Source organism: Corynebacterium sp. HMSC062A03 (genome assembly GCF_001811145.1).
Lineage (GTDB): Bacteria > Actinomycetota > Actinomycetes > Mycobacteriales > Mycobacteriaceae > Corynebacterium > Corynebacterium aurimucosum.
Window position 1 is genome coordinate 18,290 of record NZ_KV803686.1, and the last position, 18,609, is coordinate 36,898.

At 62.1% G+C, this 18,609-nt stretch carries 19 protein-coding genes; 8 read left to right on the forward strand and 11 right to left on the reverse strand.

What is annotated here, in order from left to right; all coding sequences use genetic code 11:
* Position 1: 1 nt before the first annotated feature.
* The 3 genes from folP to dapE are packed head-to-tail and all read right to left on the reverse strand — an operon-like array spanning position 2 to position 2,707.
* Entirely contained in the window at positions 2-814 is an 813-nt protein-coding gene (gene folP, locus HMPREF2781_RS08050; RefSeq protein ID WP_210386020.1) for a dihydropteroate synthase, read from the reverse strand.
* A gap of 26 nt (positions 815-840) precedes the next feature.
* Positions 841-1,611 carry an LOG family protein gene (locus tag HMPREF2781_RS08055; protein ID WP_070645270.1) on the reverse strand — a complete coding sequence of 257 codons (771 nt, stop codon included), beginning with the start codon at positions 1,609-1,611 and terminating at the stop codon, positions 841-843.
* A gap of 7 nt (positions 1,612-1,618) precedes the next feature.
* Positions 1,619-2,707 (reverse strand): succinyl-diaminopimelate desuccinylase, encoded by a 1,089-nt coding sequence (gene dapE / locus HMPREF2781_RS08060; protein WP_070645272.1) that lies wholly within the window; start codon positions 2,705-2,707, stop codon positions 1,619-1,621.
* Positions 2,708-2,798: 91 nt separating this feature from the next.
* Between dapE and HMPREF2781_RS08065 the strand changes: the two genes are divergently transcribed.
* The 6 genes from HMPREF2781_RS08065 (at position 2,799) to HMPREF2781_RS08095 (ending at position 8,781) form a co-directional block, all read left to right on the forward strand.
* Positions 2,799-4,157, forward strand: a complete 1,359-nt coding sequence (locus tag HMPREF2781_RS08065; protein ID WP_070645274.1) for an amino acid permease — start codon at positions 2,799-2,801, stop codon at positions 4,155-4,157.
* 18 nt (positions 4,158-4,175) lie between these two features.
* Positions 4,176-5,147, forward strand: a complete 972-nt coding sequence (gene dapD, locus HMPREF2781_RS08070; protein ID WP_070443173.1) for a 2,3,4,5-tetrahydropyridine-2,6-dicarboxylate N-succinyltransferase — start codon at positions 4,176-4,178, stop codon at positions 5,145-5,147.
* Positions 5,148-5,270: 123 nt separating this feature from the next.
* Positions 5,271-6,701 (forward strand): amino acid permease, encoded by a 1,431-nt coding sequence (locus tag HMPREF2781_RS08075; protein WP_070645276.1) that lies wholly within the window; start codon positions 5,271-5,273, stop codon positions 6,699-6,701.
* Positions 6,702-7,181: 480 nt separating this feature from the next.
* Positions 7,182-8,027 (forward strand): type IV toxin-antitoxin system AbiEi family antitoxin domain-containing protein, encoded by an 846-nt coding sequence (locus HMPREF2781_RS08085; protein WP_070645278.1) that lies wholly within the window; start codon positions 7,182-7,184, stop codon positions 8,025-8,027.
* A 69-nt stretch (positions 8,028-8,096) separates the two neighbouring features.
* A complete protein-coding gene (locus tag HMPREF2781_RS12640; protein ID WP_070645280.1) occupies positions 8,097-8,306 on the forward strand; it encodes a helix-turn-helix transcriptional regulator in 210 nt (69 codons plus the stop codon).
* Positions 8,299-8,781, forward strand: a complete 483-nt coding sequence (locus tag HMPREF2781_RS08095) for a hypothetical protein (protein ID WP_070645320.1) — start codon at positions 8,299-8,301, stop codon at positions 8,779-8,781. The genes HMPREF2781_RS12640 and HMPREF2781_RS08095 overlap by 8 nt, the downstream gene beginning before the upstream one ends.
* A 499-nt stretch (positions 8,782-9,280) precedes the next feature.
* On the opposite strand, the gene HMPREF2781_RS08100 is transcribed toward HMPREF2781_RS08095, so the two are convergent.
* The 8 genes from HMPREF2781_RS08100 to typA all read right to left on the reverse strand — a co-directional run bounded on the left by HMPREF2781_RS08100 (position 9,281) and on the right by typA (position 17,063).
* Entirely contained in the window at positions 9,281-9,844 is a 564-nt protein-coding gene (locus tag HMPREF2781_RS08100) for a GtrA family protein (protein ID WP_070443187.1), read from the reverse strand.
* Between the two features lie 107 nt (positions 9,845-9,951).
* Positions 9,952-10,758, reverse strand: a complete 807-nt coding sequence (locus HMPREF2781_RS08105) for a pseudouridine synthase (protein ID WP_070645282.1) — start codon at positions 10,756-10,758, stop codon at positions 9,952-9,954.
* A complete protein-coding gene (gene dapC / locus HMPREF2781_RS08110) occupies positions 10,759-11,844 on the reverse strand; it encodes a succinyldiaminopimelate transaminase (RefSeq protein WP_070645284.1) in 1,086 nt (361 codons plus the stop codon).
* A gap of 3 nt (positions 11,845-11,847) precedes the next feature.
* Positions 11,848-12,171, reverse strand: coding sequence for a ferredoxin (fdxA, locus tag HMPREF2781_RS08115; protein ID WP_070443193.1), 324 nt, complete (start codon positions 12,169-12,171; stop codon positions 11,848-11,850).
* 50 nt (positions 12,172-12,221) lie between these two features.
* Entirely contained in the window at positions 12,222-12,614 is a 393-nt protein-coding gene (locus HMPREF2781_RS08120) for a hypothetical protein (RefSeq protein WP_070645286.1), read from the reverse strand.
* A complete protein-coding gene (locus HMPREF2781_RS08125) occupies positions 12,611-13,474 on the reverse strand; it encodes a PIG-L family deacetylase (protein WP_070645322.1) in 864 nt (287 codons plus the stop codon). Before HMPREF2781_RS08125 ends, HMPREF2781_RS08120 begins: the two co-directional genes overlap by 4 nt.
* Positions 13,470-15,071, reverse strand: coding sequence for an ABC transporter family substrate-binding protein (locus tag HMPREF2781_RS08130; RefSeq protein WP_070645288.1), 1,602 nt, complete (start codon positions 15,069-15,071; stop codon positions 13,470-13,472). Before HMPREF2781_RS08130 ends, HMPREF2781_RS08125 begins: the two co-directional genes overlap by 5 nt.
* Positions 15,072-15,152: 81 nt before the next feature.
* Positions 15,153-17,063, reverse strand: coding sequence for a translational GTPase TypA (gene typA, locus HMPREF2781_RS08135; protein WP_070443198.1), 1,911 nt, complete (start codon positions 17,061-17,063; stop codon positions 15,153-15,155).
* Between the two features lie 269 nt (positions 17,064-17,332).
* On the opposite strand from typA, the gene HMPREF2781_RS08140 reads away from it, so the two are divergent.
* Together HMPREF2781_RS08140 and HMPREF2781_RS08145 are read left to right on the forward strand one after the other, a co-directional pair.
* Complete coding sequence (locus tag HMPREF2781_RS08140; RefSeq protein ID WP_070645290.1) at positions 17,333-18,052, forward strand: Rv1157c family protein; 720 nt, start codon at positions 17,333-17,335, stop codon at positions 18,050-18,052.
* On the forward strand, positions 18,052-18,588 hold the full coding sequence (locus tag HMPREF2781_RS08145) for a ribonuclease FAU-1 family protein (protein ID WP_070645292.1): 537 nt from the start codon (positions 18,052-18,054) through the stop codon (positions 18,586-18,588). Before HMPREF2781_RS08140 ends, HMPREF2781_RS08145 begins: the two co-directional genes overlap by 1 nt.
* Positions 18,589-18,609 lie beyond the last annotated feature (21 nt).

Here is an 18,609-nt window from a genome sequence, read left to right on the forward strand (position 1 = left end):
CTTAGGCTAGCCCCCGGGTCGTCGCCAAGGGCGCCATCTGGCCCTGGATGGCGGCGGTCATCCGAATGACATCGAGTGTCGGGGCCACCTCATGGACCCGGAATGCCGCGACGCCCCGTGCCGCCGACCACGCCGTTGCCGCCAGTGTGCCCGCGACGCGCTGGTCCACGGCGCGGTCGAGGGTCTCACCCACAAAGTCCTTGTTCGACAAGGCCATGAGCACCGGCCAGCCCGTTGCCACGCTCTCCTCTATGCGCCGCAACAACTCCAAACCGTGGAATGTGTTTTTGCCAAAATCGTGTGTGGGGTCGATGAACGTCAACTCCTCCGGACAGCCGAGGTCGGCGGCGCGCTCAGCTAGCCGCGTGGTCTCGGTGATGACATCGGCGACCACATCGTCGAAGTGCACACGATGCGGGCGGGTGCGTGGGGTCACGCCACCGGTGTGCGAGCACACGTAGCCCACCTTGTGGTGGCCAGCCACCTCGATGAGCTCAGGGTCCCAGCCGGCCCACGTGTCGTTGACCAGACCAGCACCGGCGGCGATAGCCGCTTCTGCTACCTCAGCGCGCCACGTATCCACGGAAATCAGCGCCTCCGGGCGGCGGCAGTGCAGCTCCGCGATGGTGGGCACGACGCGCTCAATCTCCTCGGCCGCGTCGACGTGCTCACCCGGGCCGGCCTTGACTCCGCCGATGTCGATGATGGAGGCGCCGTCGTCAAGCGCCTGCTCAGCGCGCTGGATGGCGGGGTCGAGCTCGAAGGTGGCGCCCTTGTCGTAGAAGGAGTCGGGTGTGCGGTTCACAATCGCCATGACCCGCGCGAGGTTGTGCGCTTGGGTCACTTGTTTTCTTGCTCCCGCAAGCGCTTGTCCGACATCACCTTGTGCGCGGCCAAGATGTGGGCGACGGCTTCGTCGATATCGTCGGTGATCAAGAAGAGATCAAGGTCTTCAGGGTTGATGAACCCGCCCTCGGCCAAGGTTTTCTTCATCCACTCCACCAAGCCGGACCAATATTCGGTGCCCATGAGCACGATGGGATAGTTGGTCACCTTGCCGGTTTGGACCATACACATGACCTCGAAGAACTCATCCATGGTGCCCATGCCACCCGGTAGGCAGATGAAGGCCTGGGAGTACTTGAGGAACATGGTCTTGCGCGCGAAGAAGTAGCGGAAGTTCAGGCCAAGATCGACGTAGGGGTTCAGGCCCTGCTCGTGCGGCAGCTCGATGCCTAAGCCCACAGACAGTCCGCCGGCCTCATGCGCGCCGCGGTTGGCCGCCTCCATGATGCCGGGGCCGCCGCCGGTGATAACGGCGTACTTGGCCTCTACTAGGCGGCGGCCCAAGGCAACGCCCAGCTGGTAATTCGGATCATCCTCCGGGGTGCGCGCAGAGCCGAAGACGGTCACGGCCTTGGGCAGCTTGGCCAGCGCGTCAAAGCCGTCCACGAACTCGCCCTGAATGCGCAGGACGCGCCAGGGATCGGCGTGCTGCCACTCATGATCCGCACCGGACTGCAGCAGGCGCTGGTCAAAGGTGGAGGACTGCTCTCCAGCAGTGCGCACGAGAAGAGGTCCGCGCAGAGTGCGCAGTTGCTCAGGCGTCATAGTGGTCTTATCCCTTCAGGTAATTCAAGAGTGCGGTCGAGACTTCGGTGATCTGAACGACGGGCACTTGCTCGTCCTTCTTATGGGCAAAGCCCGGATCCCCGGCGCCGAAATTGACGGCTGGGGTCCCCATCTCGGAGAAACGGGCCACATCGGTCCAACCATACTTGGCGCGGACGTTGCCGCCGACGGCGTCGACAAGCGCGCGTGCCGCCGGCTGGCCCAAACCGGGCAAGGCCGCACCCGCGATGTCATCGACCTCCACGGTGATGTTCTCGTACTCGCCGAGGACCTCCATCAGGTGCGCCAGCGCCTCCTCGGAGCTGCGGTCAGGGGCAAAGCGGAAGTTGACGAACATCCAGGCCTCATCCGGGATGGTATTGGTGGCCACACCCGATTCGAGGTGGACGATGTTGAGGCCTTCCTTGTAGGTGCAGCCGTCAATCTCAACGTCGCGGGGCTGGTAGTTGGCCACGTTGAGCATCACCGGTGCCAAGGTGTGCGCGGCATTGGAGCCGAGCCAGGCGCGGGCTGAGTGCGCGCGGGTGCCGTGGGCGGTCACGCGCACGCGGATGGTGCCCTGGCAGCCGGCTTCGATCATGCCGCCGGAAGGCTCACCCAGCAGCGCTAGGTCTCCCTGCAGCCACTCCGGGTGATCCTTTTGCAGGTGGCCCAGACCGTTGAATTCGGTGGCGACCTCCTCGCCCTCATAGGCAATAACCGTGAGATCGTGCTTGAGCTCATCGGAATTGTACAGCTGCGCAAAAGCGTTGAGGTAGACAGCCATGCCGGACTTCATGTCAACGGTGCCGCAGCCATACATGATGCTGCCATCCTCCAACATGGTGTGGGGCACGTTATCGGCTAAGGGCACGGTATCGATGTGGCCGGCGAGGACCACGCGGCTTTTAAAGCCCCGATTCGTCCGGGCACAGACGGTGTTACCGTAGCGTTTCACCTCTACTTTGCTCTGGTCCAGACCACGCAGAGCTTCTTCGACCGCATCGGCGATCGCTTGCTCGTGGTGTGAAGGGCTGGGGATATCCACCAAGGCCTTGGTCAGCTCAATGGGATCGGAGAAGAGATTTAAAGTCACAACCCGCCATGCTAGCGCCCCCGGTTGCTTAGTGCATTGCGTAAAGTGCTTCCCGTTGCAAACAATCAACAGCGTTGAAGGTGATTTCCCTATGGCTGCGGCCACTCAACTCAAAACCCGCCACCTCACCATGATGGGGCTCGGCTCCGCGGTGGGCGCGGGCCTCTTCCTGGGCGTCGGCTTGGGCATCCAGGTCTCCGGCACTTCCGTCCTTATTTCCTATGCGGTGGCTGGTGTGCTCATCGCCTTGGTGATGTGGATGCTCGGTGAGATGGCTGCCGCCCGCCCTTCGTTGGGTGCTTTCTCCACTTATGCGGGCCAGGCTTTCGGGCCGTGGGCGCGGTTCACGCTGGGCTGGATTTACTGGTTCATGCTGGTCATGGTGATGGGCGCAGAGATTACTGGTGCCGCGGCAATCGTCTCCAACTGGTTCGGGGTAGACCCCTGGATTCCAGCATTGGTGGCCGTAATTCTCTTCGCCATCGTCAACTTTGCCGCCGTGGGCGGCTTCGGCGAATTCGAGTTCTGGTTCGCCATCATCAAGGTTGCCACCATCGTGGCCTTCCTCGGCATCGGCGTGCTCATGGCACTGGGCATCCTGCCGGGTATGGATCTCTCGGTGGCGGGCCACAACTTTACGGAGAACTTCCTCCCCAATGGCGGCCCCGGCTTTGCTGCCGGCCTGCTCGCCGTGGCTTTCGCATTCGGTGGCATCGAACTGGTCACCATTGCCGCAGCTGAGTCCGAAGACCCCGCACACAACGTGGCCACTGCCGTGCGCGCCATCATCGTGCGCATCATGGTCTTCTACATCGGCTCCATCCTGGTCATCACCATGGCCTTGCCTTTCAGCTCTATCCAGGACGCCGATGTGGCCGCGGACTCGCCCTTCACGTTGGTCCTTGCGGCCGCGAAAATCCCCTTCGCCGCGGGATTCATGGAGGCGATCATTGCCCTGGCGCTGCTCTCCGCCTTCAACGCGCAGATCTACGCCACCTCCCGCTTGGTCTATGACATGGCTAAGGACCACAGCGCGCACCACGTCTTTTTGAAGACCAACGCGTCCGGCTCCCCCATTTATGCGGTGGTGCTCTCCATCGTCTTCGCCTTTGCATCGGTAGCTCTGCAGTACTGGAACCCGCCGGGGCTTCTGGCCTTCCTCTTCAACGCGGTGGGCGGTTGTTTGCTGATCATCTGGTGCTTCATCGTGGCTTCCTACATCAAGCTGCACCCTCAGATGAAGGCCAATGGAGACCTCACTACGCTGCGTGTTCCGTGCTTCCCGTGGCTGCCATGGATCACCGCCCTGGCGCTGGTGGGTCTTACAATTCTCATGCTTTTCGATCCCTCCGCCCGCAACCAAGTCCTCGCCGTCCTCGTCCTGACCGTGGCCCTGGTTGTGATATTCCACCTACTCCCGGGTAACTCAAGGCGCGCGGCGGACGCGTAACTGCTAGGGTGTGAGCCTATGACTTCAGCATCCGCACGCGGCCTGGCAACCATTACCCACGACGGCACCGTCCTGGACGTCTGGTTCCCCGCAGTTCACACCGATATCTCTGTAGAAGCCAGCGGCACCGAGCGCTTGGAGGAGGTTCCGCAGCAGTTCGCTGACCTGGTGGGCCCTGACGAAGAGCGCGGCGTCGCCCGCATCGCGGTGGAGACCTCCATCAAGGATCTGGACGAGGCTCCCGCCGACACCTACGACGCCTACCTGCGCCTGCACCTGCTCTCCCACCGCGCAGTCAAGCCTCACGGCCTGAACGTAGACGGGATCTTCGGCAAGCTGGCCAACGTCGTGTGGACCAACTACGGTCCCTGCGCGGTTGCCGATTTCCAGATGGTCCGCGGCCGCCTCGCCTCCCGCGGCCCGGTCGTGGTCTACTCCGTCGATAAGTTCCCGCGCATGGTGGACTACGTCGTTCCGTCCGGCGTGCGCATCGGTGACGCCGACCGCGTCCGCCTAGGCGCCCACTTGGCCGAGGGCACGACCGTGATGCACGAGGGCTTCGTTAACTTCAACGCCGGCACCCTGGGTGCCTCCATGGTCGAGGGCCGTATTTCCGCAGGCGTCGTCGTGGGCGATGGCTCCGATATCGGCGGCGGCGCCTCCATCATGGGCACCCTGTCCGGTGGCGGCAAGGAGGTCATCTCCATCGGTGAGCGCTGCCTGCTCGGCGCGAACTCCGGTGTGGGCATTTCGCTTGGCGACGACGCCGTCGTCGAAGCCGGCCTCTACGTCACCGCCGGCACCAAGATTGCCGTCTTTGGCAAGATCGCGGCGGCCCTAGGCCTGTCTGAGGGCGACACCATCAAGGGTTCCAAGCTCTCTGGTGTTTCCGGCGTGCTGCTGCGCCGCAACTCCGTGACCGGCGCCGTCGAGGCCGTCGATTGGAAGTCTGAGGCTGTGGCTCTCAACGAGGATCTGCACAAGAACTAAGCGCTGCTGCTTGAGGCCCCCGTTTCTGCGGGGGCCTTTCGTGATCCCAGATTCATTCCCTCGCCCACGTCCCTGCGCCACGGGCACCCCTCGATGCCCTACCTACGACAGCCGCGGCCTAGAATGCTAAAGGTGACTGCTCAAAACGATTCCTCCTCTCGCTCACTCGGCAGCGGCTTGAAGGTCCGCCACCTGACCATGATGGGGCTGGGCTCCACTATCGGTGCCGGTCTTTTCTTGGGCACCGGTGTTGGCATTTCTGCCGCTGGCCCCGCGGTCCTTTTGGCCTACCTCATCGCTGGTTTCCTTGCCATCCTAGTCATGCAGATGCTCGGTGAGATGGGCACGGTCATCCCCGCATCCGGCTCCTTTTCCGAATACGCGGAGCACGGCATCGGCCGCTGGGCAGGCTTTACGCAGGGCTGGATTTACTGGCTCGCCACCGTCGCTGTCCTTGGCGCGGAAATCACCGGCGCCGCCGGATTCATCGGCGCGTGGTTTAACTGCCCGCCCTGGATCCCCGCTGCCATCTGCGTGGCTCTTTTCGGAACCATCAACCTTTTGCGCGTGCGCTTGTTCGGCGAGTTCGAGTACTGGTTCGCCTTCATTAAGGTTGCCGTCATCATTGCTTTCCTCATTATCGGCGCACTATTGATTTTCGGACTGCTTCCCGGCCATACCTTCATCGGCACGTCTGTTTTCCTTACCGATGGCTTCATGCCCAACGGTCTCGGTGGTGTGGCCGCTGGTCTGCTCGCCGTAGCTTTCGCCTTCGGTGGCATCGAGGTCGTCGCCATCGCTGCGGCGGAATCCGAGGATCCCGAGAAATCCCTCGTCAACGCCGTGCGCACTACAATTACCCGCATTTCGGTGTTCTACCTGGGCTCTGTCCTCGTCATCACCTTCCTCCTGCCCTATTCCTCGCTCGGCTCCGCGCAGTCGGCCGCCGAGTCGCCGTTCACCATGGTCTTGGACCGCGCGGGAATCCCAGGCGCGGCCGCCATCATGGAAGTAGTCATCGTTCTCGCACTGCTTTCTGCTTTCAACGCGCAGATTTACGCTTCTTCGCGCATGATGCACTCGCTGGCCTCCCGCGGTGAGGCGCCCAAGCTCTTCGCCGCCACCGACCGCCGCGGCGTCCCGACTGCGGCCATCGCGTTGTCTGTCATTCTTTCCGCGGTGATGGTCATCCTGAACTATGCGGATACCGGGTGGCTGCTGTCCTTCATGCTCAATGCCGCTGGAGCCTCGCTGCTTATCGTGTGGGTGTTCATCGCGGTGAGCCAGTTGCGCCTGCGCCCCCAGCTCGAGGCCATCCACCCACTGCCGGTGCGAATGTGGGCCTACCCGTACCTCACGTGGTTCGCGTTAGCTCTCTTCGCAGCCATCGCGGTGCTCATGCTTAGCGACGCCTCAGCCCGCATCCAACTCTTCTCCGCCGCCACCATGTTCGCGGTACTCGCAGTTGCAGGTGTCATCAACGCCAAGGTCCGCGGTATCGCCCCGACGTCTCGCCTGCCCCTGCCCACGGCCGAGGAGCTCGAGGCCCGCTAGCCGGCCCACACCCTTCGCACCGCCCCTCTCCCCCTCGCGCTGCGCCTCACTACCGGCCCCTCCTTCCCTTCGCGCTCACCGGCGCACGACGTCGCGCTGCTTCCCCGCTCCCCCGTGGCCGCGAAGGGCATAGCGCGTGAATAATCCCCTAAGCACGCGCCTTCACACCGCAGCTCCACCCCTTCGCGCTCACCAACGATGGCTAGCACAACGGCCGAGGCCTCCTCGTGAGCGCGAAGGGTACGCGGCCCCGAAGCCGTCATATCCAATGCCCCTCCCGATCCTTCGCGCTCACCGACATCGATCGGGCAGCCTGTCCAAGGCTGCCTGTGAGCGCGAAGAGGTTTTAAGGGAAGTAAGACTACCTAAATTACAGACACGACAACCTTTACCGCCGAAATCAGCGTCTCGGGGCTGAGTTATCCACAGGCGGGAAATTGACCGTCGACACGTCGTTAAGCACTGCATACCTTGAGCGTCATGAAGGCATGGACGACCGCGGAGCTTCGCGCGCAAGGCTTGAGCAAGGAGGCAATCAGGCGGAAGCTTCGCGCGGGGACGCTCTTTCGCGTGCACCGTGGGATTTATAGCGACGAGTGGTCGCCGCTAGCTGTGGCGCGGGCTCTGGCGCACGGGCTCAGTCGAATACATTTCACGGGCAAGACCGCGCAGGAGATTCACTTGGGGAGGAAGCTGACCTTTCCACTGGAAGCCGAAGGTCCGCGCACGCTCAAGGGCAAGAATTTTCGGGTGACACATTCACGCCTGGCGGCTACTGCAAAGGTGAATGGCCTGCCTGTTGTTCAGGTGCTGTGGGCAGCTCGTCGTATGGCCGCTAACTGCAGACAACTGCTGGAAGAATATTATCGCGGCAAGACTGGCCCTGAGCGTTTGGACAATGACCGGCGGAGAATGCGTCGGGTCCCTCGGCGTTTGAAAGAGACGATACGCCGCACGCCCATCGGTACGGACAGCGTGCCGGAGCGCCAGCTCAGTCGAGGCCTTAGCGCAGACGGAATCTTTCCTGAGCACAACGCGCTCATTGCGGGCTACCGCTTTGACCTGAAGATTGGCAAACTCATCGTGGAGGTCGACGGCTGGGAGCACCACAAACATAGTCGTGCGTTTCAGGCAGATCGCTCGAAACAGAACGCAGCAGTAGCTCATGGGTATACGGTTTTGCGCTTTACTGCTGACGATATCCGCTACCACCTCGACGACGCCGTTCTACTCATCAAAACCATGCTTGAGCAGCTCAAAGGACGGAATCCGACGTTGCCAGCTGTGGTGACGCAACCCTATTGGACATGGCACTTGTGTATGTAACTCTTGAATTTATGACAAGCATTCTTTACACTTGGTCACGCAAGCACGACATACTGTAAAGGAAGCCACATGGCCGAGCATCACAATATGGTCCGCAAATGGCGGCGCTGGCTCGAGATGTCCCAAGCCGAACTCGCCGAACGAGCCGGCGTATCCCGCCAAACTATCGCCAATATCGAACGCGGCAACTACTCGTCCTCTGTCTACCTAGCGCTAGACATCTGCCGCGAACTAGGAAAAACCGTCGAAGAAGTCTTTGGAGATGAACAACATGATTAACGCCATTGCCAACTACACGCTCCGCGAGATCGACCGCGCTTCCCGCGACGAATTCGAGCGCGAGACTTTCTACAAGGCCTACGCCATCTCTGCGCCGCCTGCACAGTTCCTCGAGTTCGTTGTCGCCGCCATCCTTGCCTGGGTCCTCCCCGGTCAGATGAGCATGCTGAGCTTCCTCGTCATCGTGCCTTCTGTCTTAGGAAATACCATCGGAACTACGTGGCTGCGCAAACGCGTTGCCGCTCCGCTTGTCGGCCGTAATTGGTCCGCGATGGCGATTTACTTCATACCGATAATCGCGATGATCGCGGGTACCGCATTCAACGCCTATGCACCAGCTGACGGCCACATTCCCTCCGCTTATCTAGCCGGCGCCGCAGTTGGCGCTATCACCGTCCTCATCCTCGCACCCTTCATCCGCCGCTATCAACACCGTCGAGACCAAGCCCGCCTCGACGCCGAGCTCGACGATTAGACCGCACTGCGCGGCCTATCCCCTTCCCGCCCTTCGCGCTCACCGCGGACGGCGGGTTCTCGTTTTTACAGGCGCTGGTGAGCGCAAAGGGAGAATCAGGCGACTACCGCACTAACCCGCAGCTATGATCCTCCCACCTGCCGAAACATTAGTACCTGCTGCGCCGCTGGCACCGGTTCCGCTGCCATCTCCCTTCACGCTCACCGTGTGCGGGAACTAGCGATTCTTTTAGACGCCGGTGAGCGCGAAGGGCGGGCCTCCAGCTTCCATCCCTAAGCGCTCACCAGCGCGATGGCACGCCTCCACGCCAGGTTCCCGGTGAGCGCGAAGGGAGCATTGCTTGCCGACGCCCCCCTTCCCGCTCACCGCAGCATGTAAAAGTCCCCGGCGGCCAACGCTGGTGAGCGCGAAGGGCAGGCGCGGGGCAGGTGCACTGCGGAAGGGCAAGCGGGTTGGCGGAAGGGCAGGCAGGGCGGAAGGGCGGGGCGAAGGGCCGATATTAAGCCGGCGCGGTCTCGTGGACCACGACCGGTGCCTTGGGCTTCGAACGGAAGGTCCACAGCTTATTGAAGATGAAATTGATGGGCATGGCTACCACGATAGAAATGGCATTGGCCCAGTAGTACATCGTGCGGAAGCCCGTCGAGTCATCGAAAATATGCGGCGGCAACTGCAGCGGCGAGGTCGGATTCATCAGCAGGTACTGCACCGCGAGCGTGACCAGGTAGGCGCCGATACCCGTGATGAGGAACGGGAAAAAGCCACGTAGCCAGGACACCTTGTTGACGGACTTGAACGTCCACATGCGGTTGAGCTGGTAATTCCAGGTATTCGCCACGAGGAAGGCAATCGTGGAAAAGAGCATGAACCAACGCACGTGGAACTGTGTGCCGAAGAGATTGAACATCGCGTCATGCGGCGTAGCGCCAAACCAGGCCAAACCGCATTTCGCAGCCACGATAGAGGTCGCGATGTTGACCAACGCGCCCGAGCCGCCGACCAGACCAAACTTTATGAACTGGCCAAGATTCGAGGCAAAGCGAGCAAAGCTCAGATCCGCCATGGACACGCCCTTCGTACAAAATGCTCAATTATGATGAATAAAACTTCGTACAAGTTTAGTCCGTCGCTCAGCGCAAACTAAAATGCGCGCCGCAATAGCGCCCAATCTCACAGCTTAAACTCACGCTTCTCGCCCGAAAGCGGGTCCTTAAAGCTCATCGCAATGTGGGAAAGCTGCAGCGGCGTTGAAAAGTCATAGAGGGACAACCCGCGATCCACCGGATAGGTATCATCCCCCACGAGCGGATGGCCCAGGTGATTGAGCACCACGCGAATCTGGTGGGTGTGCCCGGTCAGCGGCCAGACATCGGCCACCGTTCCCCGAACGCGCACCCGAGTCACTGTAGGCGTGCCGGAAGGATCCACGCGGACCTGGCGCTCGCCCCGCACCCGCCGCATGCCCAGCCGCACCGTGCCGTCGAAGGAGAAGGGCGCGGCCACCCGAGCACGGTAGTGCTTCACCACCGCCCGCTCCTGAAAAAGCTGCTGGTACGCAGCGCGCGTGCGCGAATTACGCGAACACAGCACCAACCCCGATGTCAATCGGTCCAGCCGGTGCAGCGGCACAATAGAGTCCTCCCCATAGTCCACGCGCAGGCGGGTCTGGAGGGTCTCGCGCACGATGCGCCCATTCGACGTCGTAGGCAAAAAGTGCGGCTTGTCGACGACTATCAGGTCCCCATCCTCATACACCACGCGATAGTCAAAGGGAATAGGTTCTTCGGCAGGCGCCGGAGGGTGATACCACGCCAGCGTTGGACCGGGAAGCACAGTGCCAGGTTCTAAGCGGGCACCAGGCGAAAACGCGGAATCGCCCGCCTCACCTGCCCAATAGGTAGGAGTGGCGGGCACGATGCCGGTGAGCATCACCTTGCGCGGGCTAATCCCCTCCCGCGCCGGCGGGCGAAAGACCACTTACTCAGCCAAGCGCGCGACGGCTGCGGCAATCCGCTCATCGGTGCCGTTCAGGCCGATGCGTACGTACTGCTCGCCCGCTGGGCCGTAGAAATCACCCGGCGCCACGAGGATGCCGCGCTCGGCCAGCCAGTCAACGGTCTCGCGGCAGTTCTCACCACGGGTTGCCCACAGGTAGAGCCCAGCCTCGGAGTGCTCGATTCTAAAGCCCGCGCCGGTCAGTGCGCGCATGAGTTCTACACGGCGCGCGGCGTAGCGCTGGCGCTGGAGGGCTTCGGAGGGGTCGTCGTCAAGCGCGGCAACCATGGCCGCCTGAATGGGGCCCGGCACGATGAGCCCTGCGTGCTTGCGCAGCTCCAATAGCTCCGCGATGAGCTTGGCATCGCCCGCGAAGAAGCCCGCGCGGTAGGACGCCATGTTCGCGCTCTTGGACAGCGAATGCATGGCGATAAGCCCCGTATTGTCCCCATCGGTCACGCGCGGATCCAGGATGGACACCGGCGGGTTCTCATCATCCCAGCCCAAGCCCATGTAGCACTCATCTGAGGCCACGATGGCATTGTTCTCGCGCGCCCAAACGACGATCTCACGCAGCTTCTCGACGCCCAACACCTTGCCCGTCGGGTTCGACGGCGAGTTGATGAACACCAGCGAGGCGTCTTCGAAGTCATCGTCCGCACGCAGGGGCTTAGCACCGGCCAAGAGCGCACCGACTTCATAGGTGGGATAGGCCACCGTCGGGAAAGCTACGGTCTCGCCACGCATGCCCAGCAAAGTGGGCAGCCAGGCGATGGCCTCCTTGGTGCCGATGACCGGCAGCACCGCGTCCACATTCATGTTGTAGCGGCGCTGCAGCGCCTTCGCGATGGCCTCCCGCAGATCCGGGGTGCCCTGGGTCTGTGGGTAACCGGGAGCCTCGGCCGCTGCGGACAGTGCTAACTGCACGCCAGGGGCGACCGGATCAACGGGGTTGCCAACTGATAGGTCAACGATCCCGTCTGGGTGCGCCTGGGCCTTCTCCTTGGCACCGGCGAGCGAGTTCCACGGAAAATCCGGGAGTGTGTGTCCAAGCGGCGTGCGGCTCATGTTCTACTCCTGGTTCTGGGGCGGGAGCGCAGAGATCATCGGCACGTCAAAGTCCTGCGGGCCGAGTGCAGCTGCACCGCCCGGGGAGCCGAGGTCATCGAAGAAGGCGGCGTTGGCGTCGTTGTAATCCAGCCACTCATCCGGGACATCATCCTCGTAGAAGATGGCCTCCACCGGGCAAGCCGGCTCGCAGGCGCCGCAGTCCACGCACTCGTCCGGGTGGATGTAGAGCATGCGCTTGCCCTCGTAGATGCAGTCGACCGGGCACTCTTCAACGCAGCCGCGGTCCATCACGTCGACGCAAGGCTGCGCGATGGTGTAAGTCATAAGGTGTTTAAACTCCTGTGTGTCACGGGTTTTCTACGACTAACAGTATGCTACTCCGAGGCGAAAAATGGCCAAACGCTACCCGCGATTCCCGCGGCGAACAGCAGCAGGCTGAGAATATTATTGGGCAGCAGGCTACCGTCACCGATGGCGGCTCCCAGCATGAACGCAAGAAATCCTCCCACCCACGCCAGCCCGGGCACACCGGCGATGTAGGGATTCTCACTCCACAGGCGGGCTGTGCGAGTCAACACTCCGTTGAACCAGAATGCAATGAGGATGGTGATGGGAAAGGCCATCCCGGACTCGCCGGGCCACGGCAGACGAGCAGTGAGATAAACCACCTCGAGAGTCAGCGAGCAGAGTGCGCCTAAGACGAGCCACACTAGGCCCCCTACCTGCTCGCCGCGGGAGAAATCAGTGCGAATGGCGCGCTCGGTCATTTCTCCCCCAGCAATGAATCCTGTGGTTCACCCTGCCCCAATTGGTAGAACTCTCGACGCAGCAGAGGCATGGTGAGCAAGTTTGACAAGGCATAGGCTGCGGGAACCTCCGCGGGATCCTTGAGCCCTGCCTGGGCGGCGTGCGGGTTGACGGTGGTGAGGGAGCCGTCGGCAAGCCAGATCTGCGTGGCGTGGGCCAGCATCGCCGCACGCTTGGCGCTGAGAGCCGCGTCAGTGAGCTCGTAGGTGATATCGCAGCCAGTGTTGGTGAAGTTGTCAAGGTACTCCTTATCCGGCAGGCTCCAGCCCTCGGGAGGTGTGACAGCCTCGAGGCCGCGATAGTGCGCGGTGCGCTCGAAGACGGCCCACCAGATCCGCTGCTCAGGCGCAGCAGCCGCATGCACGGCCTTGTGTACGGCGATATGGTCGGGGTGCCCGTAGCCACCGTCTGGACCATAAGTCAACACCGCGTGTGGTCGCAGCGCAGTAAGGTGGCTACGCAATAACTCTGCGGCCTCGTCCACACGGTTCACCAGGGCCCGAGGATTCTCGTGAGCGGGCGAGCCTTCCATCCCGGAATCACGGAAGTGCCCAAATCCGCCCAGCTGAATGCCCTCGACCCCTAACGCGTCGAGCGCGTGCTTGAGCTCCCAAGCACGGAAACCTCCCAGCTGATCGATTTCTGCCAGGCCTTGGTAAGGCTCGCCGATGATCTCGCCTTCCTCACCCAGCGTCGCGGTAATCACGGTGACCTGCGCGCCGCGCGCGGACAAGTCCGCCAGCGTGCCGCCGGTAAAGAGCACCTCATCATCCGGGTGAGCGTGAACAGCCACGACGCGGTAGCCCGCGAGATCCTTAATCATCGTCTTTCCTCCACTGCGGTGCGCTAATCAGACCGGAATCCCAGTCCTTAATGCTTTGTCCGGGGCCAACAATACCCTTGCCCAAAGCGTGGACTCGCATCTCATTGAGCAGCGGGATGAAGAGCACTTCTTCCTTGTTGAGGTGCTCTACCCGCTCTTCGGCGGCCTCGGAATCCAGTTCGCCTGAAAGAATGTCAAGGGCTGACTCTGCGGAATTTTCTGGGCAGAATCCCGACAGCGTTGCCGCTGGGCGCGTCGGCGTTGCGCACACGAAGTAATTGGCCAAGGTTATCGCATCCCTGCCGTTCTCATCCCACGCCACCACGGCATCAACCTTGCCCGCCGGAAGCAGATCCGAGGTAATTGTAGTCAGGCGTTCGGTGACGACCTCCGCGTCAATAGCCTTGGCTTGCAGCACGTCCACAATGGTGGTGGCTGCCGCCAAGGCCGTGGGATTTTGAGGATCCACACCGATGCGCACGGGCTTGCGTCCCGCCCGCTCCCGCAGTGGGGCAAGTTCCGCGTTACTGTCAAAGGGGTTGTTCCCAGGCTCCAGCTCTGAGGCACGGCCAGTGGCCAAGCGGGCTATCTGGTCGGTATCGAGAAGCGAAGCCAATGCGCGGCGCTGGGGCTGCTCGTTGAGAGCGCCCTCCGCAGCGGACATTTCCAAGCGGAGCTGGCGTTGCCGTGTCACCACACCGGTATTGACATTGCTGAGCAGGCTCAAGTTCTCCAGGGTGGTCTGTTGCGGGGTGAAATCAGCAAAACCGATCTGCCGCGAGCGCAACATATTCACCGCTTGCGCGGTATCGCGAACCGCACGCAGCTGGATGACGTCGATGTTCGCGGGATCTTCTCCCCAGAAACGGTCATTGCGATTAAGCGTGATGATTCCTCGCCCGCGGTCCATGCTTTCCACGAGGTAGCGCCCAGCAGAGGCGGGGATCCCGTCGGCCAGCACTGAGGCGAAATCCCTGTCTTCTAGAAGGTGGGAGGGCAAAAGATGGGCAAAAAGTTTGTGCCAGTCTTCGACGCGGTGGTCGAAGTCCACGGTCACCACCCGCCCATTGCCGGAGGTCCGCACAGCCGAGATCGCCCGATAGCCAGAAACATTCTTAGCCCCCGGGGTGCGAGTTATCTGGGACCACAAATAGTTAAAGTCGGAACCACTGATCGGCGTGCCATCAGACCATTGGGATGGCGCGGCGATGGTATAGCGCACACGCATCGCAACGCCTTCGGGGGCTTCGATCTCCTCGGCAGATTCCAGGACATCCGTGTCCATCTCGGTGCCGTGGAAAGCAGAGGGCAGCACTAGCTCCGCAATCTGGTTGACCAGCTCAGAATTATTTGCCACGAGGTGCGGGTTGAGGCCGCCGCGCAGCGGGTCAACCCCGATGGCCACGGTGCTGCGCTTCGGCAGAAGGTCCTCTTCGGGCGCTGCCTCAGGTGGCGGGGCGGTGGTGCTGGAATTCGTTGGAGTGGCGCTGCGATCATCCTCGTCCACCACCGGCGGCGGGCCAGGGTTAGCCTGGCAGGCCGTCAGCAGGGCGGCTGCGAGGATAACGCCGAGCCGAGGCAGGAAACGGTCCACTCCACACAACCTCAAATTCCGGAAAGTACTTCTTTACCACCCTGGGGCGGCGCTTGACGACGCCCCACGCATCCCCAGTGGTTACTTGTTGAGCTGCTTAGCGCGGGCGGCCGCACGCTTGCGTTCGGTGGAGGACAGCTCGACCTTGCGCACGCGCAGGACGTTCGGGCCGACCTCGACGCACTCGTCGGTGCCACAGAACTCCAGCGCCTCTTCCAGGGACAGGGTCCGAGCCTTGGCGAGGGTGACGGTGGCATCCGCGGTAGCGGAGCGCATGTTGGTAAGCTTCTTTTCCTTGGTGATGTTGATATCCATATCCTCATCACGGTTATTGGCGCCGACAACCATGCCTTCGTAGGCCTCCATGCCCGGCTCCACGAAGAAGTCACCACGGTCCGCCAACTGCTGCAGAGCGTAGGCGGTGATCTGGCCGGAACGGTCGGCCACCAGCGAGCCCGTCGGGCGTGCCTTGATATCGCCAGCCCAAACATCGAGACCATCGGAGATGGAGTTGGCGATACCAGAGCCGCGAGTCTCCGTCATGAACTGAGTGCGGAAGCCGATAAGGCCGCGGGCGGGGACGCGGAAAACCATGCGGACCCAGTCGCCCTCGCGGACATCCATGGACTGCATTTGGCCCTTGCGGGTGGCCAGCAACTGGGTAATAGCGCCCTGGTGCTCGGAGGGGGAATCGATGGTGAGCATCTCGTACGGCTCCATCGTCTTTCCGTCGATGACCTGGGTGACCACCTGCGGCTTGCCGACGGTCAACTCGAAACCCTCACGGCGCATGTTCTCGATGAGCACGGACAAGGCCATCTCGCCGCGGCCCTGAACCTCCCAAGCATCCGGGCGCTCTGTCGGCAGCACCTTGAGGGAGACGTTACCGATGAGCTCCTGGTCCAAGCGAGCCTTGACCATGCGGGCAGTGAGCTTATCGCCGCCGCCCTGGCCTGCCATCGGGGAGGTGTTGACGCCGATGGTCATGGAAATAGCCGGCTCGTCGACCTTGATGCGCGGCAGCGGCTCTGGGTGCTCGACGTCCGCGATGGTGTCACCAATCATGATGTCGGAGATACCGGAGATGGCCACGATGTCACCGGCGATAGCCTCGGTGTCCGGCTGGCGCTGGAAGCCGACGGTGCGCAGGAGCTCTGCCACCTTGACGGTCTTGGTGTGCATCTCCCCTTCCTCGTCATAATGTATCCAGGCCACCTGCTGGCCCTTCTTGATGGTGCCTGAGTAGATGCGCAGCAGAGCGATACGGCCGAGGAAGTCATCGGAGTCCAGGTTGGTCACGTGCGCCTGCAGCGGGGCGTCGACCTTGGCGGAGGGCTCAGGGAGGACGTCATAGATGACGTCGAAAAGCGCCTGCAGATCATCGGCGTTCGGGACGTTGCCATTGCCCGGGTTTTCGGTTGAGGCCTTGCCCTCACGGCCGGAGGTGTAGAGGACCGGCAGATCCAGCAGTTCCTCGGCAGCAGCTGCTGCTTCCTCATCTTCCAGGCCGGCGGCGATTTCCAGCAGCAGGTCCTGGGCCTCGGTAACGACCTCATCGATTCGGGCATCCGGGCGGTCGGTCTTATTCACGCAAATGATGACCGGCAGCTTCGCCTCCAGCGCCTTGGTAAGCACGAAGCGGGTCTGTGGGAGGGGGCCTTCGGAGGCGTCGACAAGCAGCACGACGCCGTCGACCATCGAGATACCGCGCTCCACCTCGCCGCCGAAGTCGGCGTGGCCCGGGGTGTCGATGACGTTGATGATGAGATCCCCGCCGTCCTTGCCCAGGCCCTTGCGGTGGATGGCGGTGTTCTTCGCCAGAATGGTGATGCCGCGCTCGCGCTCCTGATCATTGGAGTCCATGACGCGATCCGAGTGTTCGCCATGGTCGCCGAAAGCGCCGGACTGCTCCAGCATGCCGTTGACGAGGGTGGTTTTACCGTGGTCAACGTGCGCGACGATGGCTACGTTACGGAACTCAGTATTACTCACGTGTGGGGTGCTCCTTAAAGCATGATGCGTTAGCGATGTGAACGGCCCTTAAATATACTCTCTAGCTCTTTGATGTGCAGCATCGCGCAGGATCCCGCAGAGCGCTGCGGGATGTAACGAATTGATATCAACACCCGACATACCGCACAGTAGTCCTCTATTGAGAGTTGACTACACCAAAAAAGTGAATATTGTGGCAGCAGATACTATTGTGACGCATGTGATTTAGTTTCTGCCGTCACGCCCCCACCCACACACAAGGATTTTCCATGGCCTTTTCCGAACAGCACTCTTCCCGCTCCGCCCGTCGTGGCGTCGCCGGACTCACTGCTGCCGTGATGATGGGCCTACTCAGCATCACGCCCGCAAACGCCGGCGCCCCCGACCTCTCCTCGCTCGTGAATATCCCACAGAGCAGCAACCCGTTGGACAGCCTCGGCCGCCCCACCCCGGAGACGCAGGAGCGCGTTCGTGCTTTCGCGGCACAGCCATGGATCCCGCAGGAGGCCCGCAGCGCCATCCTCACCGCCCTTAATTTCACCGCCGGTGAAGGCGGCGAAGGCGGCGTTGCCATGCCGGAGGGAAATAACCCCGGCTTCCGCCAGTTCTACTGGCCCACGGTCTCCGCGCAGTGCATCGGCGGGCAGGGCGATTCCGTGGGCTCCGCCATCGCTGTGCCTGGCCCGACCGAGATGCCGGCCCCAGGTGCCGGTGAAGGCGAAGCCGTCTTCCTCTTCACCGCGCTGGGCACCCCGACCGCCGCTGAAGAGCAGGGCGCCATGCGCGTTCAGTGGTTCAACCTGAACACCTTCCAGTTTGGCACCACTCCCCTGTTCAACAATGGCATCAACACCGATGGGCCAACCACGGTCTCGGGCCGTGCCACGACTGGCAAGGGTACCGTCGTGGCGGTCCTTTCCGGCGCAGTCAACACTGCTGAATCCTCGTGTTCCTTCCCACCTACCGCGGCTTACCTCGAGGTGAACTAATGAGCACAGACCTGCACCCAGTCAAGCAAGAAACCTTTAATACCACCGACAACATCAACGTCGACCCGAAAGGTTTCGAGCGCGAGGTAGACACCTACCGGGTCACCGACTTTGGCCTCTACATGGCCCGCGGCGCTAATCACCCGCGCTTCGGCTACCTCGAGTCTTGGCTGCTGCCGGACCTTGGCTTGCGCGCCAACATCTTCCACTTCCGCGAGGGCGTCGATGTGCACCAGGACTTCTACATCGACGTTGCCGATATCGATATTGACGGGGACGTGTGGACCACCCGCGATCTCTACGTCGACTTGGTCTCCACCTCTGGCGAGCCAGTCGATGTACTCGATATTGACGAGCTAGCCGCCGCCACCTCCAACGGCCTCATCAGTGCCGAGGAGGCCGAGCGCGCCATGGAGCGGACCCTGACCGCCGTCGAAGGCATCACGCGCTACGGCGATGACGCCATGAATTGGTTGCGCACGCTGGGAATGGACCTTACTTGGGCAGAAAATGTGGAGCTCGTTCCCGCCGAGTAACCTAGGGTGAGTACTTCTCCC

Coding starts and splice junctions, on each gene's coding strand:
- HMPREF2781_RS08140 (WP_070645290.1), top strand. CDS start 17,333: ATGGCCTTTTCCGAACAGCACTCTTCCCGCTCCGCCCGTCGTGGCGTC.
- HMPREF2781_RS08095 (WP_070645320.1), top strand. CDS start 8,299: ATGATTAACGCCATTGCCAACTACACGCTCCGCGAGATCGACCGCGCT.
- dapD (WP_070443173.1), top strand. CDS start 4,176: ATGACTTCAGCATCCGCACGCGGCCTGGCAACCATTACCCACGACGGC.
- folP (WP_210386020.1), bottom strand. CDS start 814: ATGGCGATTGTGAACCGCACACCCGACTCCTTCTACGACAAGGGCGCC.
- fdxA (WP_070443193.1), bottom strand. CDS start 12,171: ATGACTTACACCATCGCGCAGCCTTGCGTCGACGTGATGGACCGCGGC.
- dapC (WP_070645284.1), bottom strand. CDS start 11,844: ATGAGCCGCACGCCGCTTGGACACACACTCCCGGATTTTCCGTGGAAC.
- HMPREF2781_RS12640 (WP_070645280.1), top strand. CDS start 8,097: ATGGCCGAGCATCACAATATGGTCCGCAAATGGCGGCGCTGGCTCGAG.
- HMPREF2781_RS08075 (WP_070645276.1), top strand. CDS start 5,271: ATGCTAAAGGTGACTGCTCAAAACGATTCCTCCTCTCGCTCACTCGGC.
- HMPREF2781_RS08055 (WP_070645270.1), bottom strand. CDS start 1,611: ATGACGCCTGAGCAACTGCGCACTCTGCGCGGACCTCTTCTCGTGCGC.
- HMPREF2781_RS08120 (WP_070645286.1), bottom strand. CDS start 12,614: ATGACCGAGCGCGCCATTCGCACTGATTTCTCCCGCGGCGAGCAGGTA.
- HMPREF2781_RS08100 (WP_070443187.1), bottom strand. CDS start 9,844: ATGGCGGATCTGAGCTTTGCTCGCTTTGCCTCGAATCTTGGCCAGTTC.
- HMPREF2781_RS08065 (WP_070645274.1), top strand. CDS start 2,799: ATGGCTGCGGCCACTCAACTCAAAACCCGCCACCTCACCATGATGGGG.
- HMPREF2781_RS08145 (WP_070645292.1), top strand. CDS start 18,052: ATGAGCACAGACCTGCACCCAGTCAAGCAAGAAACCTTTAATACCACC.
- HMPREF2781_RS08085 (WP_070645278.1), top strand. CDS start 7,182: ATGAAGGCATGGACGACCGCGGAGCTTCGCGCGCAAGGCTTGAGCAAG.